Origin of the sequence: Microcystis protocystis FBCC-A270 (assembly GCF_050500235.1) — a bacterium.
Taxonomy (GTDB): domain Bacteria; phylum Cyanobacteriota; class Cyanobacteriia; order Cyanobacteriales; family Microcystaceae; genus Microcystis; species Microcystis ichthyoblabe_A.
This window is the reverse complement of the sequence record NZ_CP191407.1, coordinates 1,574,390-1,596,830: the sequence shown is the minus strand read 5'-3', so window position 1 is coordinate 1,596,830 and position 22,441 is coordinate 1,574,390. Positions and strand designations below refer to the sequence as shown.

Below are 22,441 nucleotides of genomic sequence, written 5' to 3'. Positions count from 1 at the left end.
TAAATAGCTATTATAGTAGCAAGAGGTTTACTGTCGATTACTCACTAAAAAAGGAAAGGAAATAACTATGATACAGCAAGTTAAATTACGTTCTCATCTGGGTGAAGACCGAATATTGCATTTAGATATTCCCGTGGAAGTTAAAGAAACTGATTTAGAGGTGACAGTAAAGTTTAAACCAGTACCAAGCTTAGATAAAACTACAACTCAGACACGCACTCATGCTGAATCGAGGCGAATTTTTGAAGAGATACATCAACACTATTCGGGGTGGATTTTTAGTGATAGTACAGATTGCTGTGAGAATACAACAGGTGGTTTATAATTGTGTTTATCTAGCTTTGGCAGTGAATAAAAGCTGTCAAGTGGTCACAGCAAATGAACGTTTTTTTAATGCGTTACAGGGAGATAGTTTAGGGTCTTATTTATTTTGGCTAGGGACTTCCAGAAATTACTCATAAACGAAAAAGGCTATTATATTAAATAAATCATCTTAATAAACATGACATCAGAAACCGCCAATTATGATGAACCCTGGAAAGAAGCATTAAGCGAGTATTTTGAAGCGTTTTTACATTCTTTGGCTAAAATCAATATCTAGAAAACGGGTTTCTTTGAGAAACCCGTTTTCTTGTAATAAATGTTAATTTTTGTGATAGCACCCTTGAAAAATTGGGGATTGTTGGGCTAAAACTGTTAGCAATAAACCTTTGCAGTTAATGTCATGACTTCTCCCCTGTTGCCGATTTTTCCTGCTGTTTACGATAGTTTGTTCGATTTTGCTCAATCTGATGGTTTTTGGGCGAATTTGACAATCGCTGTAGGTTAAGGGGGTGAGGTCATAACAATCCGTTGCCAAAACCGACTTTTCAGAATACAATAGATAAGAGTAGTCATTCATCGCTCAGATTAGTTAAGATGACATTACATGACTAATAATATTGACCATGACCGCTTATTTAAGGAGTTAATCTCCACCTTTTTTGTCGAATTTATTGAGTTATTTTTTCCTCAATTGATGGATTATTTAGATAGAAACTCGATTACTTTTTTAGACAAAGAAGTATTTACCGATGTCACGGAAGGAGAAAGACATGAAAGCGATTTAGTCGCACAGGTTAAGTTTCGAGGAAAAGAATCTTTTTTTCTGATTCATGTCGAGGCGCAGGAAAGTTCCCGCAAGTGGTTTAATCGGCGAATGTTTACTTATTTTGCTCGCTTTCATGAGAAATTTGTCTTACCGATTTATCCGATTGTAATTTTTTCTTATTCAAAGCCAAAAAGAGAAGCGATTAGTCAATATGTAGTCGATTTTACCGATTTTAAGGTATTAGAATTTAACTATCAAGTAGTGCAGTTAAATCGATTAAATTGGCGAGATTTTCTTAATCAACCGAATCCGGTTGCTTCAGCTTTGATGGCGAAGATGAACATTGCCGAGAAAGAGCGAGCCAAGGTAAAAGCGGAATGTCTGCGCTTGTTAATTACTTTAAGGTTAGATTCAGCGAGAATGCAATTAATTTCCGGATTTATTGATACATATCTCAATCTAAATTCGGTGGAAGAGATACAATTTCAAGAAGAGATTAGCACATTTAGTCAACCCGTACAGGAGGGAGTTATGCAAATTACCACCAGTTGGATGCGTCAAGGTATTGAACAAGGTATCGAACAAGGTATTGAACGCGGTATCGAACAAGGTATTGAACGGGAAAAGACATTGATTCTTCGTCAACTTAAACGCAAGTTAGGGGAGATTAATCCTTCATTGGAAACTAAAATCATGCAGTTAAGTATTGATGATGTTGAAGTATTAGGAGAAGCTTTATTCGATTTCTCTACGGTTGAAGATTTAATCAATTGGTTAAATACTTTATAATGCTTGTAATTTCGAGGGAGTTATGCAAATTACCACCAGTTGGATGCGTCAAGGTATCGAACAAGGTATTGAACAAGGTATCGAACAAGGTATTGAACGCGGTATCGAACAAGGTATTGAACGGGAAAAGACATTGATTCTTCGTCAACTTAAACGCAAGTTAGGGGAGATTAATCCTTCATTGGAAACTAAAATCATGCAGTTAAGTATTGATGATGTTGAAGTATTAGGAGAAGCTTTATTCGATTTCTCTACGGTTGAAGATTTAATCAATTGGTTAAATACTTTAACTGCCTAGGTTTGACGTTAGCGATCGCATCTTCGCCATGACAAGGGGTAAGATTGCTTCGGAGAGGGAATTTCAGTTAACAGTTAACAGTTAGAAGTGAGGTCTGCCAAAGGGAATTGACAGACCGCAAAACATAGGATAGCATTTGTATAATTCTTATCAAAATACGGAGAAAATATGACTCTAGTTATTTCCCAAGAAGTGATTAAAGCAAGTGGTTTATCAGAGGATGAACTGTTGAAGGAAATTGTTGTTATGTTATTCCAACAAGATAAGATTAGCTTAGGAAAAGCAAGTGAGTTATTAGGTATTAATCAAATCAAGTTTCAACGGATGCTTTCTGAACGAGGAATTTGTATTCACTATGATGTTGCTGAGTTTCAGCAAGATATTAAGCATTTAAAAGAGAAAGGTTGGCTATGATTATTATTAGCGATACTTCTCCTCTCAGCAGTCTTGCTCTTGTTGGTTATCTGTCAATCTTAAAAGATATTTATACTAATGTTGTTATTCCCCAAGCAGTTGCCAATGAATTAGCCAATTTAACTGAGGAAGATATCCGCATTAAAGCGATAATTTCTCTGAACTGGATACAGGTTAAACAAGCCGCTAATTTAGAACTTGTGGCTTGTTTGAGGAATGAATATAATTTAGATCTTGGCGAAGCAGAAGCAATCGCTCTTGCCTTAGAATTAAAAGCAGATGAATTGTTAATTGATGAGCGTCTTGGACGGAGGGAGGCTGTGCGTTTGGGCCTGTCAATTACGGGGGTTCTAGGAGTTCTTTTAATCGCTAAAAATAGAGGATTGATTGCTAAGGTTAAACCGATAATGGAGTCTCTAATTAGCCAAGCAAATTTTCGCATCAGTCATCAACTTTATGAGGAGGTTTTGCAAACTGCAAATGAATTAGATTAAGTTGTGAGGGGGGAATTGAGAGACAATATTCAGAAAAACTAATGATTTAGAAATACAGTTTTCCCGATCAATGTTAATCTCTGTCACAGGGGTCTTGAAAAATTGGCCATTGTTATGCTAAAACTGTTAGGAATAAACCTCTGCTGTTAATGTCATGACTTCTTCACTGTTGCCCCTCCTTCCTGCTGTTGACGATATTTTGTTCGATTTCGCTCAATCTGATGGTTTTTGGGCGAATTTGGTCACCGCTTTTGGCACAAGTTATGATGTGGTTAAGGCGACGCAATTACGACAACAGTGGCAAAGCCGAAATTTTAGTCAACTTCCCCCAATTGAGGTACTTAGTGATGAGGTTTTGGGGACGGCAAATGGTGCATATTCCAGCAGTACCAATAAGATTTATCTATCAGCATCTTTTTTAAATACGGCCTCGTCAGCATCGATAGTTAATGTAATTTTAGAAGAAATTGGGCATTATGTGGATGCTCAAATTAATCAGACAGATAGCGCGGGAGATGAGGGGGCAATTTTTGCGGAGTTGGTGCAGGGAAATAGTCTGGATGTGGCAACCTTAGACGCTTTACGAGCAGAGAATGACCAGACAACAATTATAGTAAATGGGGAAATTATTCAAGTAGAACAGGCGGATTTTACAGGAACGCCAGGGAATGATAATATTACGGGAACTTCTGGGGATGATAGGATTTATGGGTTGGGAGGTAATGATACCCTGAATGCTGGTGATGGAGCAGATTTCCTAGAAGGAGGAGATGGAGATGATCTTTTGTCTGGAGGTTCAGGTAATGACGGTGATTCATACTGGGTGAATAGTTATGGTCTTTATGGTGGTGATGGCAATGACACCTTAGATGGGGGTACAGGAGATGATTATCTCGATCCCGGAGAAGGTAACGATACTATTAACGGTGGTTCAGGTATCGATACCATGTTATTAAACTATGGTAGCCAAACTGCTCCTATTACCATCACCTATACTAATAGCACAAACGGCACATCTTCAGTTGGCGATAGTTTTCAATCTATTGAAATCATTAAGCTTACCAGTGGTAGTGGTAATGATGTTCTTAACCTCAGCGCTCTCAGTGGTAATGGCAGTGCTATTAATGGCAGTAGTGGCAATGACTCAATTATCTCTGGCGTTGGCCATGATATTTTAGATGGTAGTGATGGCAATGATACTTTAAATGGCAACGATGGAGAGGATGCTCTTGTTGGTGGAGATGGCGATGATGTGTTGTTGGGAGGAGCAGGAAATGAAAAATATTGGAATTATTACTTCAACACCGGAATTTATGGGGGTAATGGGAATGATAGCTTAGACGGGGGTTCAGGAGATGATTATCTCGATCCCGGAGAAGGTAACGATACTATTAACGGTGGTTCAGGTATCGATACCATGTTATTAAACTATGGTAGCCAAACTGCTCCTATTACCATCACCTATACTAATAGCACAAACGGCACATCTTCAGTTGGCGATAGTTTTCAATCTATTGAAATTATTAATCTTACCAGTGGTAGTGGCAATGATGTTCTTAACCTCAGCGCTCTCAGTGGTGATGGCAGTATAATTAATGGCAGTAGTGGCAATGACTCAATTATCTCCGGCGTTGGCCGTGATATTTTAGATGGTAGTGATGGCAATGATACTTTAAATGGCAACGATGGACAAGATCGTCTTGTTGGTGGAGATGGCGATGATGTGTTGTTGGGAGGAGCAGGAAATGATCAAGATTCGTTTATAGTTGACATATGGCCAAATTATCCATACTCTTCTCTATTTTATGCTGGAATTTATGGGGGTAATGGGAATGATAGCTTAGACGGGGGTTCAGGAGATGATTATCTCGATCCTGGAGAAGGTAACGATACTATTAACGGTGGTTCAGGTATCGATTCCATGTTATTAAACTATGGTAGCCAAACTGCTCCTATTACCATCACCTATACTAATAGCACAAACGGCACATCTTCAGTTGGCGATAGTTTTCAATCTATTGAAATTATTAATCTTACCAGTGGTAGTGGTAATGATGTTCTTAACCTCAGCGCTCTCAGTGGTGATGCCAGTATAATTAATGGCGGTGGTGGCAATGACTCAATTATCTCCGGCATTGGTTGGCGTGATATTTTAGATGGTAGTGATGGCAATGATACTTTAAATGGCAACGATGGACAAGACCGTCTTGTTGGTGGAGACGGTGATGATGTGTTGTTGGGGGGAGCAGGAAATGAGCAAGCTCAGTATGGATTCGACGGTGGAATTTATGGGGGTAATGGTAATGACACCCTACAAGGAACCAATAACGGTATAGGAGAACAAGATTATTTAGTAGGAGGAACAGGAAACGATCGCTTTATTCTTGCAGATACGACAAAGACCTTCTATGATGACGGTAATAGCACCCTTCCGGGTGATTACGACTACGCAACAATTGCCGACTTTAACACCACTGATGACACAATTCAACTACGGGGTTCAAGTGGTGACTATCTGTTATGGGTTTCTGGTTCTAATACTAATCTCTACATCAACAAACCAGGCAGCGAACCAGATGAACTTATTGCGGTTATCAACAATCAAACAGCATTAAGTCTAACTGCTAGTTATTTTAGCTATGTTTCTAGTCCGACTCTTCCCAGTATTACTCTTGCAGTTTCTCCCGCAAGTGTGACAGAAGATGGGACAACTAATCTGGTTTATACCTTCACTCGTAGCGGAGTAACAACTAATCCTTTAACGGTTAATTACACCCTCGGAGGGACAGCGACTTTAAATACCGATTACACTCGTACAGGGACTAACAATACAGTCACCTTTGTTGCTGGTTCATCCACTGCTACCGTAACAGTTGACCCCACTGCTGACACAATAGTAGAAAGTAACGAAACTGTTATTTTAACCCTTGCTGCGGGGACAGGTTATACGATAGGTACTCCCAACGCAGCCACGGGAACAATTAATAATGATGATACCAGTGTCACCTCGCAACTCTCCATCAATGACATCACCGTAGTGGAAGGTAAAGATAATAATGCCATCCTCACCGTCACAGTTGATAACCCCAACCCACAACCAATTACCTTCAACTATACCACTGCACCGATTAATGCTACCGCCAATGTAGATTACACTAGCAAAACCGGAACTATCACCATTGCACCTAATACTGCCACCGCTACTATTAGCATTCCCATCCTCAATGATAACCTCAATGAACCTGATGAAGCTTTTACAGTAACCCTGTCAAATCCCGTTAATGCTACCATCAATCCCGAAGGAGGAATAGGAGAAGTTATCATTACTGATACTTGGCAAAGCACTCTCACTCGCACCCTACCCAACAATGTCGAAAACCTCAGACTAATTGGCACTAATAATATTAATGGTACAGGTAACGCTGGTGACAATAATATCACCGGAAATAGTGGCAATAATCAAATCAATGGAGGTGCGGGAATTGATACTTTAACCGGTGGTAATGGTGCAGATACTTTCATCTTCCAATTTGGCCAATCTACCATATCAACAAGCGATCGTATCACAGATTTTGCCATCAATAGTGATAAAATAGACTTATTAACTCAAACTGGAAACGCCATGAGTGCGCCTAGTAGTTTCAGTCGTGCTGCTGATAGCACTGTCACCACTTTAGACAATTTAATCAATCAGGTATTTACTGATGCTAATGGAGCGATTACAGGTAATCAAGGATTAGGGGTTAATAGTGCCGCCTTAGTGCAGGTAACAACCGGTGCAATAGCTGGAACTTACCTCGTTATTAATGATAGCACGGCTGGCTTCCAATCCAGCAATGATTTATTAATAAATATCACCGGATTTACTGGTGCTTTGCCAGCTTTAGGGAGCATTCCAGTGGGTAATTTCTTTATCTAAGTTTCTAAGCTCTCCTTCTAAGTCACCTAGAAAACGGGTTTCTTCAAGAAACTATTTAGAAACCCGTTTTCTGGACTTTAAAACAAAAAAACGTTTCGCTGACAAACTCTATAAAGAACGTAGGTTGGTTTGAAGCATGAAACCCAACGCCTGCTCATGTTAAGCTTTTCACTACTACTTATAGTTAATCATGTATTTCTGGCAATTTCGTGTTTATCAGCGTCCTTTGCTGCATCCCCTACAAACCCATCACGGACTCTGGGAAATTAGGGAAGGAATTATTATTCGCTTAGAAGCGGAAGATGGACGTATAGGATGGGGAGAAATTGCTCCTTTACCTGAATTTGGTTCAGAAACATTATCGGCCGCAATATTATTCTGTCAAAGTCTCGAAAATCCCCTATCAATAAATTCAATTTTTTCTATTCCTGAACAATTTCCTGCTTGTCAATTTGCCTTTGAATCAGCTTTAGAAGATTTAAGTATAGAAAATCAATCAAGAGAATTAGAACCGAGAAATTATAGTTATTTATTGCCCACTGGTACGGCAGTATTTCCCTGTCTGGATGATATTTTAGCCACTAATCAAACTAATACTTATAAATGGAAAATTGCAGTTAATTCTCTCAAGCAGGAGTTAACCTTATTTGAAAAATTAATTGACCGATTACCCAGGGGAATTAAATTGCGTTTAGATGCCAATGGGGGATTAAGTATTGCTGAGAGTAAAATCTGGTTAAAAATTGCCGATGAATGTCAAATAATTGAATTTATCGAACAACCTTTACCCCCATCTCAATTAGAGGAAATGTTGCAATTAAGTCAAGATTTTACCACGGAGATTGCCTTAGATGAATCGGTGGCCAATCTTCGACAAATAGAGGAATGTTATCAACGGAGATGGCGAGGAATTTTTGTGATTAAACCTGCTATTACCGGTTCAATCCAAGGGTTAAGAAATCTCTGGAAAAAATATCCCTTAGATTTAGTATTTTCCTCCGTTTTAGAAACTAATATCGGCAGAAAAGCTGCTTTACGTCTAGCACAAGAATACCCCAGCAAGGAGCGAGCTTTAGGTTTTGGTGTGCAACAATGGTTTAATAATAGTGACCCCGATTGGTTAGAAAAACTGTGGACGACATCAGCAAACAATTAGCATATCTCAGTCAAAAAGATTGGTTATATGGATACAATAGTCAGAAATTTTATCAATTATATCAGTCCTATTCTCAGAAATTTATCGCCGCAGATAATCCTCGATTAACTATACTGCTTGCTGAAGGCAATCCCCTTAAATTTCTAGCGATATTCTTGGCTGCCGTCAGGTCAAAAAGTTGCCTATTTTTAGCTAATCCTGACTGGAAAACTAACGAATGGGAACAGGTTTTCTCTCTGGTGCAACCCGATTATATTTTTGGCGAAAATATCAAGGTTTTTAACTATAATTCTTCTCCTGTCAATCCTTTGACTAATTCTCTGATGATACCCACGGGAGGAACCTCGGGAAAAATTCGCTTTGCTATCCATAACTGGTTAACTTTAACTGCTTCTGTTAAAGGTTTCTCTGAATATTTTCAAGTCAAGCAGGTTAACTGTTTTTGCCTACTGCCTTTATATCATGTTAGTGGTTTAATGCAGTTTCTGAGAAGTTTTTTAACGGGGGGAGATTTTGCTGTTATTCCTTACCATAAAATCAAACAAAAGCGTGTAAATAATCTCAATCTTCAAGATTATTTTATCTCTTTAGTCCCCACTCAATTACAATTCTTTCTAGAAAATGATCCTCGTTGGTTAGCCAATTTTAAAACAGTTTTACTAGGAGGTTCTCCTGCATGGCCATCTTTACTAGAAAAAGCTAGAGAATATAATATTTCTCTGTCTCCCACCTATGGAATGACGGAAACTGCCTCACAAATTGTCACCCTTAAACCAGAAGATTTTCGACAAGGAAATAATAGTAGTGGACAGCTATTACCCCATGCTCAGATAAAAATTAATCCCGATAACCAGAAAATTATTATTGAAGCAAAATCTTTATTTTTAGGTTATTATCCCCATCTTAATCAAGCAAGCTACTTCGAGACCGATGACTTAGGTTACTTGGATGAAAGTAGTTATTTATATATTATTGGTCGGGATAGTCAAAAAATAATTACCGGAGGAGAAAATGTTTATCCTTTTGAGGTAGAAACTGCCATTAGACAAACTGATTTAGTTAAAGATGTGGTGGTTTTGGGATTGCCAGATGTCAAATGGGGACAGGTAATTGTCGCTTTTTATGTCCCCGTTAACTCTCAGATATGCCAGACAATTATTCAATCCCAGATTAAGGATAAATTAGTCAATTATAAACTGCCGAAACATTGGATAAAATTACCAGAGATACCAAAAAGTCCCCAGGGTAAGATTAATCGAACCAATTTAATTAAATTAGCTGAAACTTGTTTTGACACCGAGTCAAACCCCGGACGATAATTATAGCAGTTATCTTAATGGTGAGTTATGAGGGTTTCCTAAATTAGCGTCATTTTACCAGCCAAAAGCCAAGGGATTTACTAGGTATATGGCGACAAAATCGCCATTTTTTGCCGAGGAATTGCTGGTAATGGCAATCTCTGGCTCATTTTATTAATGAATGTTAAAAGTTGATAGCTATCTTGCTAAAGATTGACCGCTCAGGCAATAATGGGAAGGTTTATCATCCCCATTAAAGTAAAGAATGCTCAACGCTTTTATTTGGCTACCGATTATAGGGGCGATACTGATTGCCTACACGCCTCTAGAGGCGAAAAAAGTGCGAGGATTAGCTCTAACTCTTGCTGTCGTTCTCTTACTGCTTAATATTCTCCTTGGCTGGCAATTTGACCCTAGTAACCCGCAAATGCAGTTCACGGTTAACCTGCCTTGGATTAATTTCCTCGGTTTCAATTATGCCCTCGGTGTTGATGGATTGTCATTCTCATTACTTTTTCTTAACAGCATCTTGACAATAATTGCTCTTTATGCCAGTGGCACAGAGGTTAACCGACCGAAATTTTACTATTCTCTGCTCTTGTTACTCAATGCCGGAGTAGCGGGGGCCTTTCTAGCGCAGGATTTACTGTTATTTTTCCTATTTTACGAATTAGAAATCGTCCCGCTTTACTTTCTCATTGCCATTTGGGGGGGTCAAAGACGCGGTTATGCGGGCATGAAATTTTTATTGTACACGGCAATTTCCGGCTTTTTAGTGCTAATCTCTTTCCTTGGCTTAGTTTGGCTAACCGGTGCTGATAATTTCGCCTATAATCCCCTTTTATCGAATAATTTAGACGTTAAAACCCAATTACTGCTCCTCATCCCCCTTCTGATTGGATTAGCCATCAAAATCCCGATTTTTCCCTTTCATACTTGGCTACCGGATGCCCACGTCGAAGCATCTACCCCCGTTTCTGTGCTTTTAGCGGGAATATTACTCAAATTAGGAACCTATGGACTGCTGCGCTTTGGAGTCGGTTTATTCCTCGATGCTTGGGTGACTCTCGCCCCTTGGTTAGCAACAATAGCAGCTATCAGCGCCCTCTACGGGGCCAGTTGCGCTATTGCCCAAAAGGATATGAAAAAAGTAGTCGCCTATTCTTCCATTTCCCACATGGCCTATATTTTACTAGCGGCGGCGGCCACCACCAGATTAAGCATCACCGCGGCGATTTTGCAGATGATTAGTCACGGTTTAATTTCCGCTTTGTTATTTTTGTTGGTGGGAGTAGTGTATAAAAAAACCGGCAGTCGGGATGTGGATTATCTACGCGGTTTATTAAATCCAGAAAGAGGTTTACCAATCACGGGAATGTTAATGATTTTAGCGGCTATGGCCAGCGCCGGCATCCCCGGAATGGTGGGATTTATCGCCGAATTTTTGGTCTTTCGTGGCAGTTTCCCGATTTTTCCGATACAAACGCTCTTATGTTTGGTCGCTAGTGGTTTAACCGCAGTATATTTTCTCCTGATGATTAATCGGGTTTTCTTTGGTCGTTTAACCCCTGAATTATCGCGCATTCCTCGCAGTACCTGGCCCGAAAGATTTCCCGAAATTGCTTTGGCTTTATTTATTATTGTTTTGGGATTACAACCGAGTTGGATGATTCACTGGACTGAAAACCAAGCATCAATGTTATTAACTGGCACGGCAATCAGTCAAAGGCAATCATAGAAAGCTTTTTCGGAATTGTTAAAACCTAGACCGAAACTAACTTGTGGATAGGAGCCGAAACGTCAAAAATTTTTGGCTTTGCGGAGGGAATTAACCGTTAAAACCACCTGTTCCCCCACCAGTTCAATTTCTTCTAAAGTGTTAAAACGACTCAACCCGAAGCGCAGGGAAGCATAGGCGAGAGATTCGGGGCGACCCAAGGCAGTTAAAACGTGAGAGGGGGCGGTATGGCTAGAAGAACAGGCAGAACCGGAGGAAAGCGCCACTATTGGCTGTAATCCTAACAATAACGCCGCACCGTCCACCCCTTCAATACTAATATTTAAATTTCCCGCTAATCTTTGGCTAGGATGACCATTGAGATAAATTCTGTCTAATTGACTGATAATCTCCCATAAACGGGCTTTTAACTGATTTAAGTAGCTGGTATCTTCTTCAATCGCTTTGATGCCCAATTCTACTGCCTTGGCAAAACCGACAATTTGCGGTGTAAATATTGTACCCGATCGCAGTCCTTTTTCCTGGCCTCCCCCTTGAATTTGAGCGGCCAGACGAACTCTGGGGTTTCGGCGCCGGACGTACAGCGCACCGATTCCCTTTGGTCCGTGGACTTTGTGGGCAGTTAAGGACATCAAATCTATATTCATTTCCTCCACATCTAGGGGAATTTTGCCGATTGCTTGGGCTGCATCCGTATGAAAAAGCACCTGATACCGGCGACAAATCGCCCCAATTGCCGCTAAAGGTTGAATCACCCCAATCTCGTTGTTAGCAGCCATAATTGACAGCAAAATCGTGTCAGGACGCAAGGATTTTTCTAGTAGTTCCAAGTCAATTAGGCCATCAGCACCGACGGGTAAAATTGTCACCTCAAAACCTAATTTTTCCAGATAATGACAGGGATCTAAAACGGCCCGATGTTCTGTCATCACCGTAACTATATGCCTTCCCTTGGCGAAATAAGCTTCGGCAACCCCTTTGATAGCGAGGTTATTGGCCTCTGTTGCTCCACTGGTAAAAATAATTTCTTCGGGACTACTATTAATAGCAGCGGCGATTGTTTCTCTTGCCTGTTTAACCGCAGCCTCGGCTGTCCAACCATAGACATGATTAATACTACTGGCATTACCAAAGTGTTCGGTAAAATAGGGTAACATCGCCGCCAGAACCTGCGGATCCATCGGTGTCGTGGCGTGGCAATCTAGATAAATCGGCTTTTGAGACATATTTTTCCCTTGGGGGGATTTGGGAAGGAGATATCCTCTGTTTTAAGAGAATCTCTGAAAGTGCATTGCTAATCTATGTTAACAAAAAAGTATCGGATAGCAGTCAACAGCTGACGACTCAGACCAGAACTTTAAGATTTAATAATGAGAGCGCAATCGCTCCCTGAGAGCAGTTACAATTCCCCTATTCCAATGTTGTTCAGCAACCCAACAGGATTAATAACACATATTTTCTGGCTCAATCATGGCTAAAAAATCGAAGGCATTTAGTGAACTGCTCAGGCTGCAGAAAATGTCCCAAGGATCCGAAAAACCCTTGAAAAGCTTTGAGAAGAAATTAAGAGAAAAGTCCTTGCCTTTCAAGGAAATTGTCGTCTCTCCTTCTGGGGAAGTCACAATGTCGGAAGTTCTGGAGGATTTTATCGAGCCTTACCGCGAATCCAATGAAACGAAGGGATCTATGCGAACACTGCTGACCATAGGGATAATCGCTTGGAATCTGGCGTTGTCCCCCGAATCAAAGCGGCAAGAGATGATAGACCGAGTTTTTAATAAAGACCTTCTTAAAGGAGATAAAAGGCTCAAGGCGGATATTCAAGGGCTAATCGAGGAGCTAATCGCTAGGAAAACCCGTTATTTCTCGGAAAACAAGCGGATGATTGTGGATTTTGAGTTAAAAGAGCTAGGAAGCGAGTATCATCTCTCGGTTGCCTCCAGCTTGTCGCCCGAATTTTCCGAGTCAGAGTTTGCCTTCAAAGTCGGCGACTCGGTCATCGTCAAACAGGGTGTACTTGACCCAGATTTGGGGACTGACATCGGTGGTTGGCAAGGAAGAATTGTGATAATTGAGCGGCAGAGCAATCTCATCGGCATTGAATGGGATAGCATCACCCTGAAAAACATCCCCAGTTCGGTGATTGACCAGTGTGAACTGGAAAACCTAGACTGGGCCCAAATGTACCTCTCCTCAACGGATGTGGAATTAACCCAACCTCGAGATACAGAAGAAGATGTGGCCGCCATCATTGAGCAAATTCAGTCTAACATCGTTGAAGCTATTTAGCAGAAAAGAGAAAGGCGATTCCGGCGGTTGGCCGACCTTGACCCTGAGGAGAAAATGGCGGCTTTAGACGCTTGGAAAAAAAACACTTGATTCATTACCCTATTGAACATCGAGCAGCGATTTAGAGGAGAGAAATTTGAGATGGATGATTCCCAAAAATATGAGGCTGACTGTCAAAGGATAAGAAAAGTCAATCATGAATTACTAAAGGATTTTGAGAGTTGGCTAGAATCATCAGGTTTGTCGGAAAAAACCATTAATAATCATGTTTCAAATATAGATTTTTATATCAACGAATATTTACTCTATGAGGATGCAGTAGAAGCTAAAGACGGGGTAGATATGGTCGGTGACTTTTTGGGTTATTGGTTTATCAAAAAGGCCCTGTGGGCCAGTCAATCAAGTCTCAAGGCTAACGCAGGTAGTCTGAAAAAGTTCTACACTTTCTTACTGGAAAAAGGCCTAATAGATAAAAATGATTTGCGAGAACTTAAAGAAACCATCAAGGAAGAACTGAGTGAATGGCTGGAAACCCTAGAGTGATACGATGACCCATTGACTGAAGATATGTCGGATGTTTGGTAATCTTAACCAAGTGGCAATCCCCCACCCTCTGGCTGGGCAGCTATAATATCATTGTCAGGACACAATAAGAGCGAGACAATGGAAACATTAGAATTAGAAAGCTGCCAGTCGATTCTTAAAGCTGGTCAAACGACCACCGAAAGAGCGTTAGAATTGTTTGACGCTCTCGAACCCGTGAGTTTAGACTTTATGCTCGGTCTTTGGCAAGGTTCTGGACTTCAGACAAATCACCCCATGGATGGTTTATTAGAAGCATCTAATTGGTATGGTAAAGAATTTGTCGATACTGAGAATGTCCACCCCCTGTTATTTTTAGATGGTCAGGGAAAAATTTTTAAGGTGGCACCTAATCCCACGGCCATGAACTGGATTTTGAAGCTGCCGATACTGAAAAATAATTCTCTGAAACCTTTGCTGATGCTGACCAACTCCTTGCTAAAAACAGAGACAAGTCAGGCTAGACTGCGAATGATGGAATATCGGGGCAAAGTCAGCGCCACGATGATTTATGATTATTTGCCGATTAATGACTCTTTTCGGAAAGTAGATGATAATACGGTGCTGGGAATTATGGATTTTAAAAACTTTCCCCAGCCTTTCTTTTTTGTTCTCAAGCGATGTCAAAAACATTTTAATTCTTGAGGTTCGATTTGAAATTGTTCGCGCTCGTCCAGTTGCCAAGCTTGTAAATCGATCGCTCGCCCTGAAACTACGGAGACAATTAAATAAGTATATCCTGACCAGGCTAATTGGCGATCAATTTCCGAGGGAATGGCGGCATGATCGGGATGGGAATGATAGACACCGATAATTTCTAGCTGGTTTTCCCGGGCCGATTTTTGAGCTTGTAAAAGCACTTCTGGGGCAATACTAAAGCGGTTTTTTCTATTGCCTGACCAGTTATTTTCTGTTGCTTGTATGCTGATAACTTCGGCTGCTGTCTCGGTAATTTTTCCTAGGAGTAACCCACAACATTCTTCGGGATAGGTGGATTCTGCGTGGGTGAAAATAGACTGGTAAATTTTTTCTGTAATCAGGATCATAGGATGGAGTAAACAAGTCGCAAATGCTATGGACAACAGGGTAAGCGCATCTCAATTTTGGCCTACCATTTTTTTGCTTCTAGCTGGCTATTTTGTCACCCGCCAACTGAGTTTAAGATTAACCCAAAAGTTCCAAACCGTGACGATAGCGATGGCGATGAAGTTAGCTAGATAGCGATTGATTCCTAAACCATTAAAGAGAAGGTTGAGCAGCAAGACGTTTAAAATTAAACCGGCTAAACAGATCAAATTGAACTTGAAAAATCTTTTCCAGCGTTTATTCCAACCCCGTTGACGAGCGGATAAATCGCCAAAAGTCCAGCGATCATTCCAGATAAAATTATTAATAATTGCTAATTCAGCGGCGATGATTTTACTGCGGGTTAATCCCCAACCCAAAGCGGCGGGATCACTGAGAAGATAGAGAAAGGCCATATCGACAAAAACCCCGGTTAATCCCACTAAACCGAAGCGAATAAATCTATCTAAAGGTAGATTGACAATTGCATCTAAAAACCTTAATGGCCTTTGAGAGCGCAAACGCAGCAGATGGAAGATATATTCTAGCCATTGTTTCCAAGTTACCTTACTTTCCCCCTCTAGCCGCTCTTGGAAGACATAACCCACTTCTCCGATGGTTTTGATGCGACCTTTGCCGATGACTTCTAGTAAAATTTTGTAACCGGTGGGATTGAGAATCGGACCGGCGATCGCTTGACGGCGGACCATAAAGTAACCGCTCATGGGATCGGAGACGCGACCGACCACCTCTGGCAGTAGAATTAAACCAAGGATTTGAGCGCCGCGAGAGAGAAATCGTCGCAGCAGACTCCACTCGCTCACTCCTCCTCCTTCGACGTGACGACTAGCAAGAGCTAAATCGGCTCCTTTTTCGATAGTTTCGAGGAGATTATAGAGAATTTCGGGGGGATGTTGCAGATCTCCATCGATTACTCCTAGTATCTCACCCCTTGACCCTTGCCAACCCCGCACCACTGCCGACGCTAATCCTTTTTCTCCCTGACGACGCATCACCCGCAGTTGCGGGTAATCCTGGGTTAATTTGCTGGCTAATTCCCAAGTGCGATCGGGACTGTCATCATCGACGATAATTAGTTCATACTGATCGGGAATTTTTCGATCGAGTAATTGACTGAGATTCTCGACTAGGGGAATAACGTTATCTCGCTCGTTATAAGTGGGAATAACTAGAGATAATTTGAGTAATTGCGGCGAATCTCTGAGAATATAACTATTATTGCTGGTAATTTCTTCAATTTGCTCTAAAAAAGGAATTTGCAAAGAGCCGACGGGGGTGGTTAAAAAGGGATAGGGTGGAGAGTTGGTCACTCGCTTACACTCACAGACTAAAACAGGTTTAGAGACGCACAATTTACCGGCAAAGTTGTTGAAACCAGAATTTTGAGCTAACTACTGGCGATGCGGAATCCTAATACACTATAGCGATTATCCGGACCAAATTGGCCTCGACTAGCGGAGCGACATTCCCTCAATTCTGTCCCCCAACCACCTCCACGCAGGATGCGATAACGATTGCCGGTGCTATTAGGATCGGCCGGCCATACTTGGTCATCGCTGGGAGCATTTTTATAGTTGCGATGCCAAGGATCGGCACACCATTCGTATAAACTGCCATGTAAATCGTATAATCCGAAGGCATTTGGGGGAAAACTGCCTACAGGGGTGGTTTTAGCTCGAAATTCGCTCTCTCTTTCCACTGCATAGGGAAATTTAATGGCATAGTAGTTAGCGAATTCACTGGTAAGGGTGGCACCAAAGTAGAAGGGTGTGGTAGTGCCGGCACGACAAGCATATTCCCATTGTGCCTCGCTTGGGAGTCGATAGTTTCTGCCGGTGGCCCTGGAAAGTCGATCGCAAAACTCGATCGCATCATACCAAGAGATGCTATCGACGGGTAAGTTATCCCCTTGGAAGTGGGAGGGATTGGGGTTTAAATCGCGGTTAATTTTGGGCAGATTAGCGACAATTTGCCATTGTTTTTGGGTTATCGGGTATTTACTCAGGTAGAAACTGTTCACCTTGACTAAGCGCTGGGGTTTATCACTACCGGTAAAGTCTCCTTTTTCTCCGTCCGGTGTCCCCATGATAAAAGTGCCAGCAGGGATAGCAATCATCTCTAATCCCGCAAGGGTTTCGCTGTAGTATTCGGCACTGCGGGAATTGCGCTCGATCACGAAACCGCTAGGATCGAGAGTGACGGTTTCAAAGGAAAAGCTTTGTCGGGGGGGAAAAGAGGAATTTTGGGGGGGTTGCGGGGGTATGATTGCTGTAGCGGTGGAGGGGGAAAAAATATTTTTTCTATCTAGAATCGCTGCCAGTCCGACTCCTGCACCGATCAGACTGATCCACTGGCCAAATTTACGTCTGTTTACTTTAATCATCCCGATTTTTCTGTCATTATCACCCCATCCATTATACCATGAAATTCTGACTCTTATTTAGTCACTGCCACCTATCCTTAATAATCGATGCCCAGCTTTTTGACTGTCCATAAACATTGGTTGATTGCAGCAATTATCACCTGCTTAGGTGCTTTTTTGCGAATCTATAATTATGATTCTTTGCCTCCAGATAATTGGACTGCTGACGAATATGCTTTTGCTTGGAGTGGCATGAGTTTATTACAAACGGGTATCCCCACCAGTTGGTCATGGTTGAGTCCCACGGATAATTTTCCTACGGTGGTTTGGGAAGCGAAAAATATCCGTTATCGTTTGGTGACTCCCTGGTTTGATCATCCTCCTTTATTTGGTTTATTGGTGGGTTTATTTGCTCTTTTAGGAGGAGCAAAGACTTTTTTTGATTGCAGTTTAACTATTATTAGAGTTCCTTCTTTATTCTTAGGTATTGCTGCGATAGTTTTGGTCTATTTACTGGCTCTCAAGTTGAGTAATCTATCGATCGCTATAATCGCTAGTTTAATTTATGCTACCAATCCCAATACAGTTTTCCTCTCTCGGTTAGCTATTAGTGAAAATTTAATCATTGTTTTGTGCTTATTGGTTGTCTTACTGTATTGGCAATACTATCAAACTAAGCAGAAAAAATATCTCTACATCGCCGCTTGTTTAGCTGGTTTAGCCTGTTTAGTCAAAGTAACTGCTATTTATTTAGTAGTATTATTAATTGTCCTCTTGATTTACGAAAAACAAGGACGAGAGGCCATTTATGTGACTGCGATCGGTGCTTTCTTTTTCTCTCTCTATTTTCTCTACGGTGCTATCTATGACTACGATTTCTTTCGGAAGATATTTCAAGAACAATCCCTGCGCTTCGAGGACTTTAACTTTGTCAAATATCTAACCACTCCCACGGTATTTTTCGAGGATGGTTGGCTAATTTTTAGCTGGTTAACCCTCTTACCCTTTCTCCGAAAGAATCCCGCTAGTCCTCAAGTTAGATTACTCGCTTTACCAGTAATCCTCTACACCTTAATTTTAGTTGCCACGGGAGCGCAAAGTCACTTCTTTACTTGGTATATGATTCCTTTTTATCCGTTTATGTTTATTATTCTAGGCATCTTTCTTGATGATTTTCGCCAAGAAACGGACGGATTAACTGCCTCAATTATTTTTATCTTTCTGGGAGTTTGGTCGATTCATCTCAATCTGACAGCCTGGATTTTAGCCTCTCCCTACGGTCGCTATTATTTTATGATCGGTACGGCGGCAATTCTGGGAGTATTCTATCTCAAGGATATCTTTGGTCTCTTTAAAAAATTCTGGATCGATCGCTTTACTTTTCTGCTCTTCTTGGCCCTGCTGGCAGCTAATATCAATGTGGTGTTAACCTATAAGTTTTCTGGTTAAAACTTAGCAAGAAAGGAACCCGAAAAGGGATAAATTGGCCCGGGAATCGAGAGTAAACTTAACCCGGATCGCTGACTTGAAAGAGGGTGTGGGGTGTGGGGTGTAGGAAAGGAAACCTCTTTCATCTGTGGGGGTGAAAATTTTTTCATCGGGACTGACTCAGGAATAACTTATTCTTGGCCAGTTCCAGCCAATGTTAAATTTATTAATAGACTGTACTGCATTTAAACTGCGTATTGAGAATTTTAGTACAAATGCTCAAACTCCTTTTCCCCGCTCATAGACAGTCTTAACGAGTAATTTAGATAGTTAACAGTATAGACTCTTTAACCGATTGTCCCCTAACCTTTGCACTGAACTGATAAATGTCGATCGATTTTCGCAATCTTAATACACTTTGGGGTTCTATTTTAGTCGAAACATTGGCCCGTTTGGGATTGAAGATAGGGGTGGTTTCTCCCGGATCGCGATCGACTCCTTTAACGGTAGCCTTGGCAAGACATCCTCAGATTGAAGCTATTCCCATCTTAGACGAGCGCTCGGCCGCTTTTTTTGCCCTGGGATTAGCCAAACAATTATATCAACCGGTGGTTTTAGTCTGCACTTCCGGCACTGCCACGGCTAATTTTTATCCCGCAGTCATTGAAGCAAAAGAAAGTCATGTCCCTTTATTAATTCTAACCGCCGATCGCCCCCCAGAATTGCGTCATGCTCATGCCGGTCAGACTATCGATCAAGTCAAACTCTACGGTAATTATCCCAACTGGCAAGCGGAAATTAGCTGTCCTAGTGCCAATATCGAGCGTTTACGCTATCTCCGTCAAACTATCATCCATGGGTGGTTGCGCTGTCTCGATCCTGTCCCCGGAGTGGTGCATCTGAACTTACCATTTCGGGATCCCCTCGCACCAACTCCCGATCTAGAAATTAACAATTTAGAGGCTAATTTTGACCAAGAGGCTTTTTTTAGCCATATATCTCGGCAAAATATCCCCATTAACCACTCAATTCTCGAAATTCCTTCTTTACCCTCCAAAGGAATTATCATCGCGGGATTAGCTTCCCCGCAAAACCCTGAAAGTTACTGTCAGGCGATCGCTAATTTAGCCCGATCGCAACAATATCCCGTCTTAGCAGAAGCTTTATCTCCTCTGCGAAACTATGCAGGGTTAAATCCCCATCTGATCACTACCTATGATTTATTATTGCGGAATGCTGCCATTAAAACCCAATTAACCCCCGATGTTGTCCTGCAAATTGGGGAATTACCCACCAGCAAAGAATTACGGATCTGGTTAGAAGAAATCGACTGTCCGCGCTGGATTATCGATCCCCATCCCGATAATTACGATCCTCTACAGGGAAAAACCGGACATCTCAGGGGAAATATCGAGCAATTAGGGCATCTATTCCCAGAAAAACCCGATAATAACCGAGAATATCGAGAATTATGGCAAAAATTCGACCAGCAAGCTAGATTTAAAATTGATCGCCTTTTGGCAGCAGAAACTAAACTGATTGAAGGAAAAATCCCCTGGCTGCTCTCCCAATACCTCCCCCCCCGCACCCCGATCTTTATCTCCAATAGTATGCCTGTTCGCTATGCCGAATTTTTTAACCCGCCTAGCGATCGCAAAATTCGTCCCTATTTTAATCGCGGGGCCAATGGCATCGACGGCAACCTATCCACTGCGATGGGAATAGCTTATAAAAATGTCCCTAGTCTGCTATTAACGGGAGATTTAGCCCTATTACACGACACAAATGGTTTTTTAATCAAAAAATATTTTGTTGGCTCCTTGACCATAATTTTAATCAATAACAAGGGGGGAGGCATTTTCCAGATGTTGCCGATCGCCAAATTTGACCCTCCCTTTGAAGAATTTTTTGCCACTCCCCAAAATATTGACTTTTGCCAACTCTGTCACACCTACGGTATTGATTACCATTTAATCAGTGATTGGACTGATTTTCAGCAAAAAATCGCAGTTTTACCGGAATCAGGCATAAGATTACTAGAAATATCCTGCGATCGAGCTTTTAATACCCAATGGTTCCTCAGTAATTATGTGTAGGGTGTAGGGTGTGGGGTGTGGGGTGTGGGGAAGTGGGGAGAATAAAGCTGCCTATTGCAAGAGTGCCTATTGCCTATCCTGATAGGTAGCATATACTCAACGGATTTAGTATTAATTCCCTTTTTCGAGAAAGTGAATACAATGGGTGGAAAGCGCGTTAAAAAGGTCCGATGAATCGACAAAGACGGCAAAAATCAAGACAATTTTCTCCCCCCAGATATTCTATCTTTCCCCCGGAGCAATGGCGATGGGGAGTGACTTCTTTGGTGATTAGTTTAGTCTTGTCCCTACTGATTTTAAAACTGAATACCTCTAGTCTCTCCACTGCCACCATAGATACTTTAAATCCCTCCACGGTGGGGGAGAATTTGGCCGGTAAGAGCCTAGATGAGTTAGAAAAGCAGAAAATCGCCGAATTTTTGCAAATTACCCCGCCAGAAACCCTCTTAACCATCGATCGCACCCCTTTGTTTATTCTCCACGACACAGCTTGGAGTATGACTGCGGGTAACATCGAAGAACAGAAAAAATATGCTCGCGGTCCGATGAAATTGGGTCCCAATGTTTACATCCCCCGCAAACCGAATTCCAGGGATAGAGATATTTTAGACTCGATCGCCCGGCCTTTTTTTGAACGTCACCGTCCCACAGCCACTTTTTATGAACAAGCAGCCGAAATGCTGCCCGCAGACACCAGAGATCAATTAGTGCGTCAACTGTGGCAACTTACCCCAGAAACTATCCGCGTCAAGGGTTTTGCAATTGCTTTAGAGGGTGTTCCCTTGAGTACGCGATCGGCCCCTGAGTTAGAAAAAAGGGCGAGAATTTGGTTAAATACGCCTTCAGAAGCCGTCTTTAGGCGTTTAGTCAAAGAATATCCCACAAATTACTTTGATGGGGCAAAAACTACCGCATTATGGGCAACAGAAGCGATTTGTCAGCAGCTATCTCACCCTAATTGCGATCGCTTGCAGCTGGTTTTTGCCGAAAGAAATCGTCGGGTTATCTCCAGCGTTAACATTGAACTGGTACAAGCGCCAGGATCCCACTGTTTGACCAAAGGACGCTTGCAAACCCTCCCCAGTTACAGCGATTTTCAATACCAGCAAACGGCGAAATATTATCTCCTCGCAGCCTTACAAACGGGACAACTACCGCAAATTGTCAGCCATTTTGCCGTCGATAGTTTTCTGATTAATCAAGGAAAATATCCCCATTGTGACCCCCGGGGTTTTGATCTACAACGTCTTTACAATCTCATCAGTGAAGCTTTGGATTATGACCCCGGCACTGTTTATGGTATCGTCCCTCGTTACGGCACAAATATTATAGCTGGTGATAATATTTGGTGGCATAATCGAGTTTTTGATGCGGCCAATTTACCCACAACTTTAAATTAGAC

General features: G+C 41.6%; 18 protein-coding genes and 1 pseudogene. 15 read left to right on the top strand and 4 right to left on the bottom strand.

Annotated features, from left to right (window positions below):
- Positions 1–67: 67 nt before the first annotated feature.
- The 9 genes and pseudogenes from ACQY1X_RS07860 (at position 68) to ACQY1X_RS07820 (ending at position 11,196) form a co-directional block, all read left to right on the top strand.
- The gene (locus ACQY1X_RS07860; protein WP_024970739.1) at positions 68–325 is read left to right on the top strand and encodes a hypothetical protein; all 258 of its coding nucleotides are present in this window, start codon (positions 68–70) and stop codon (positions 323–325) included.
- A 603-nt stretch (positions 326–928) separates the two neighbouring features.
- Positions 929–1,879 carry an Rpn family recombination-promoting nuclease/putative transposase gene (locus ACQY1X_RS07855; RefSeq protein WP_430014314.1) on the top strand — a complete coding sequence of 317 codons (951 nt, stop codon included), beginning with the start codon at positions 929–931 and terminating at the stop codon, positions 1,877–1,879.
- A gap of 13 nt (positions 1,880–1,892) precedes the next feature.
- Positions 1,893–2,177: pseudogene (locus tag ACQY1X_RS07850) on the top strand (DUF4351 domain-containing protein); the annotation flags it as partial.
- A gap of 168 nt (positions 2,178–2,345) precedes the next feature.
- Positions 2,346–2,591: a UPF0175 family protein gene (locus tag ACQY1X_RS07845; RefSeq protein ID WP_002739258.1), complete on the top strand. Its 246-nt coding sequence runs from the start codon at positions 2,346–2,348 to the stop codon at positions 2,589–2,591.
- Positions 2,588–3,085, top strand: a complete 498-nt coding sequence (locus ACQY1X_RS07840) for a DUF3368 domain-containing protein (RefSeq protein ID WP_002748339.1) — start codon at positions 2,588–2,590, stop codon at positions 3,083–3,085. Before ACQY1X_RS07845 ends, ACQY1X_RS07840 begins: the two co-directional genes overlap by 4 nt.
- A 154-nt stretch (positions 3,086–3,239) precedes the next feature.
- A complete protein-coding gene (locus ACQY1X_RS07835; protein ID WP_430015548.1) occupies positions 3,240–7,004 on the top strand; it encodes a beta strand repeat-containing protein in 3,765 nt (1,254 codons plus the stop codon).
- 190 nt (positions 7,005–7,194) lie between these two features.
- Positions 7,195–8,160 carry an o-succinylbenzoate synthase gene (locus tag ACQY1X_RS07830; protein ID WP_430015547.1) on the top strand — a complete coding sequence of 322 codons (966 nt, stop codon included), beginning with the start codon at positions 7,195–7,197 and terminating at the stop codon, positions 8,158–8,160.
- On the top strand, positions 8,136–9,479 hold the full coding sequence (locus ACQY1X_RS07825) for a 2-succinylbenzoate--CoA ligase (RefSeq protein WP_430015546.1): 1,344 nt from the start codon (positions 8,136–8,138) through the stop codon (positions 9,477–9,479). Before ACQY1X_RS07830 ends, ACQY1X_RS07825 begins: the two co-directional genes overlap by 25 nt.
- A gap of 244 nt (positions 9,480–9,723) precedes the next feature.
- Positions 9,724–11,196 carry an NADH-quinone oxidoreductase subunit M gene (locus tag ACQY1X_RS07820; protein WP_024970221.1) on the top strand — a complete coding sequence of 491 codons (1,473 nt, stop codon included), beginning with the start codon at positions 9,724–9,726 and terminating at the stop codon, positions 11,194–11,196.
- 62 nt (positions 11,197–11,258) lie between these two features.
- Here ACQY1X_RS07820 and ACQY1X_RS07815 read toward each other — a convergent pair whose 3' ends face one another.
- Entirely contained in the window at positions 11,259–12,422 is a 1,164-nt protein-coding gene (locus ACQY1X_RS07815) for a cysteine desulfurase family protein (RefSeq protein ID WP_430015545.1), read from the bottom strand.
- Positions 12,423–12,666: 244 nt separating this feature from the next.
- Between ACQY1X_RS07815 and ACQY1X_RS07810 the strand changes: the two genes are divergently transcribed.
- The 3 genes from ACQY1X_RS07810 (at position 12,667) to ACQY1X_RS07800 (ending at position 14,712) form a co-directional block, all read left to right on the top strand.
- Positions 12,667–13,485: a hypothetical protein gene (locus tag ACQY1X_RS07810; protein ID WP_052275880.1), complete on the top strand. Its 819-nt coding sequence runs from the start codon at positions 12,667–12,669 to the stop codon at positions 13,483–13,485.
- A gap of 141 nt (positions 13,486–13,626) precedes the next feature.
- Positions 13,627–14,028: a phage integrase SAM-like domain-containing protein gene (locus tag ACQY1X_RS07805; protein WP_430015544.1), complete on the top strand. Its 402-nt coding sequence runs from the start codon at positions 13,627–13,629 to the stop codon at positions 14,026–14,028.
- Positions 14,029–14,148: 120 nt separating this feature from the next.
- Positions 14,149–14,712 carry a DUF4334 domain-containing protein gene (locus ACQY1X_RS07800; protein WP_430015543.1) on the top strand — a complete coding sequence of 188 codons (564 nt, stop codon included), beginning with the start codon at positions 14,149–14,151 and terminating at the stop codon, positions 14,710–14,712.
- Here the strand turns inward: ACQY1X_RS07800 and ACQY1X_RS07795 are convergent.
- The 3 genes from ACQY1X_RS07795 to ACQY1X_RS07785 form a co-directional block, all read right to left on the bottom strand.
- Positions 14,691–15,113, bottom strand: coding sequence for a Mov34/MPN/PAD-1 family protein (locus ACQY1X_RS07795; RefSeq protein WP_430015542.1), 423 nt, complete (start codon positions 15,111–15,113; stop codon positions 14,691–14,693). The two genes, ACQY1X_RS07800 and ACQY1X_RS07795, sit on opposite strands and share 22 nt — an antisense overlap.
- Positions 15,114–15,200: 87 nt before the next feature.
- Positions 15,201–16,463, bottom strand: coding sequence for a glycosyltransferase (locus tag ACQY1X_RS07790; RefSeq protein ID WP_130757706.1), 1,263 nt, complete (start codon positions 16,461–16,463; stop codon positions 15,201–15,203).
- A 77-nt stretch (positions 16,464–16,540) separates the two neighbouring features.
- Positions 16,541–17,536, bottom strand: coding sequence for a formylglycine-generating enzyme family protein (locus tag ACQY1X_RS07785; protein ID WP_002739566.1), 996 nt, complete (start codon positions 17,534–17,536; stop codon positions 16,541–16,543).
- An 87-nt stretch (positions 17,537–17,623) separates the two neighbouring features.
- Here ACQY1X_RS07785 and ACQY1X_RS07780 point away from each other — a divergent pair, with 87 nt between their 5' ends.
- The 3 genes from ACQY1X_RS07780 (at position 17,624) to ACQY1X_RS07770 (ending at position 22,439) form a co-directional block, all read left to right on the top strand.
- On the top strand, positions 17,624–18,964 hold the full coding sequence (locus ACQY1X_RS07780; RefSeq protein ID WP_069474862.1) for an ArnT family glycosyltransferase: 1,341 nt from the start codon (positions 17,624–17,626) through the stop codon (positions 18,962–18,964).
- 365 nt (positions 18,965–19,329) lie between these two features.
- A complete protein-coding gene (gene menD, locus ACQY1X_RS07775; RefSeq protein WP_430015541.1) occupies positions 19,330–21,039 on the top strand; it encodes a 2-succinyl-5-enolpyruvyl-6-hydroxy-3-cyclohexene-1-carboxylic-acid synthase in 1,710 nt (569 codons plus the stop codon).
- 170 nt (positions 21,040–21,209) lie between these two features.
- The gene (locus tag ACQY1X_RS07770; RefSeq protein ID WP_430015540.1) at positions 21,210–22,439 is read left to right on the top strand and encodes a hypothetical protein; all 1,230 of its coding nucleotides are present in this window, start codon (positions 21,210–21,212) and stop codon (positions 22,437–22,439) included.
- The last annotated feature ends 2 nt before the right edge of the window (positions 22,440–22,441 follow it).

Coding starts and splice junctions, on each gene's coding strand:
- ACQY1X_RS07785 (WP_002739566.1), bottom strand. CDS start 17,536: ATGATTAAAGTAAACAGACGTAAATTTGGCCAGTGGATCAGTCTGATC.
- ACQY1X_RS07805 (WP_430015544.1), top strand. CDS start 13,627: ATGGATGATTCCCAAAAATATGAGGCTGACTGTCAAAGGATAAGAAAA.
- ACQY1X_RS07840 (WP_002748339.1), top strand. CDS start 2,588: ATGATTATTATTAGCGATACTTCTCCTCTCAGCAGTCTTGCTCTTGTT.
- ACQY1X_RS07820 (WP_024970221.1), top strand. CDS start 9,724: ATGCTCAACGCTTTTATTTGGCTACCGATTATAGGGGCGATACTGATT.
- ACQY1X_RS07815 (WP_430015545.1), bottom strand. CDS start 12,422: ATGTCTCAAAAGCCGATTTATCTAGATTGCCACGCCACGACACCGATG.
- menD (WP_430015541.1), top strand. CDS start 19,330: ATGTCGATCGATTTTCGCAATCTTAATACACTTTGGGGTTCTATTTTA.
- ACQY1X_RS07830 (WP_430015547.1), top strand. CDS start 7,195: ATGTATTTCTGGCAATTTCGTGTTTATCAGCGTCCTTTGCTGCATCCC.
- ACQY1X_RS07780 (WP_069474862.1), top strand. CDS start 17,624: ATGCCCAGCTTTTTGACTGTCCATAAACATTGGTTGATTGCAGCAATT.
- ACQY1X_RS07860 (WP_024970739.1), top strand. CDS start 68: ATGATACAGCAAGTTAAATTACGTTCTCATCTGGGTGAAGACCGAATA.
- ACQY1X_RS07800 (WP_430015543.1), top strand. CDS start 14,149: ATGGAAACATTAGAATTAGAAAGCTGCCAGTCGATTCTTAAAGCTGGT.
- ACQY1X_RS07835 (WP_430015548.1), top strand. CDS start 3,240: ATGACTTCTTCACTGTTGCCCCTCCTTCCTGCTGTTGACGATATTTTG.
- ACQY1X_RS07795 (WP_430015542.1), bottom strand. CDS start 15,113: ATGATCCTGATTACAGAAAAAATTTACCAGTCTATTTTCACCCACGCA.
- ACQY1X_RS07855 (WP_430014314.1), top strand. CDS start 929: ATGACTAATAATATTGACCATGACCGCTTATTTAAGGAGTTAATCTCC.
- ACQY1X_RS07770 (WP_430015540.1), top strand. CDS start 21,210: ATGAATCGACAAAGACGGCAAAAATCAAGACAATTTTCTCCCCCCAGA.
- ACQY1X_RS07810 (WP_052275880.1), top strand. CDS start 12,667: ATGGCTAAAAAATCGAAGGCATTTAGTGAACTGCTCAGGCTGCAGAAA.
- ACQY1X_RS07845 (WP_002739258.1), top strand. CDS start 2,346: ATGACTCTAGTTATTTCCCAAGAAGTGATTAAAGCAAGTGGTTTATCA.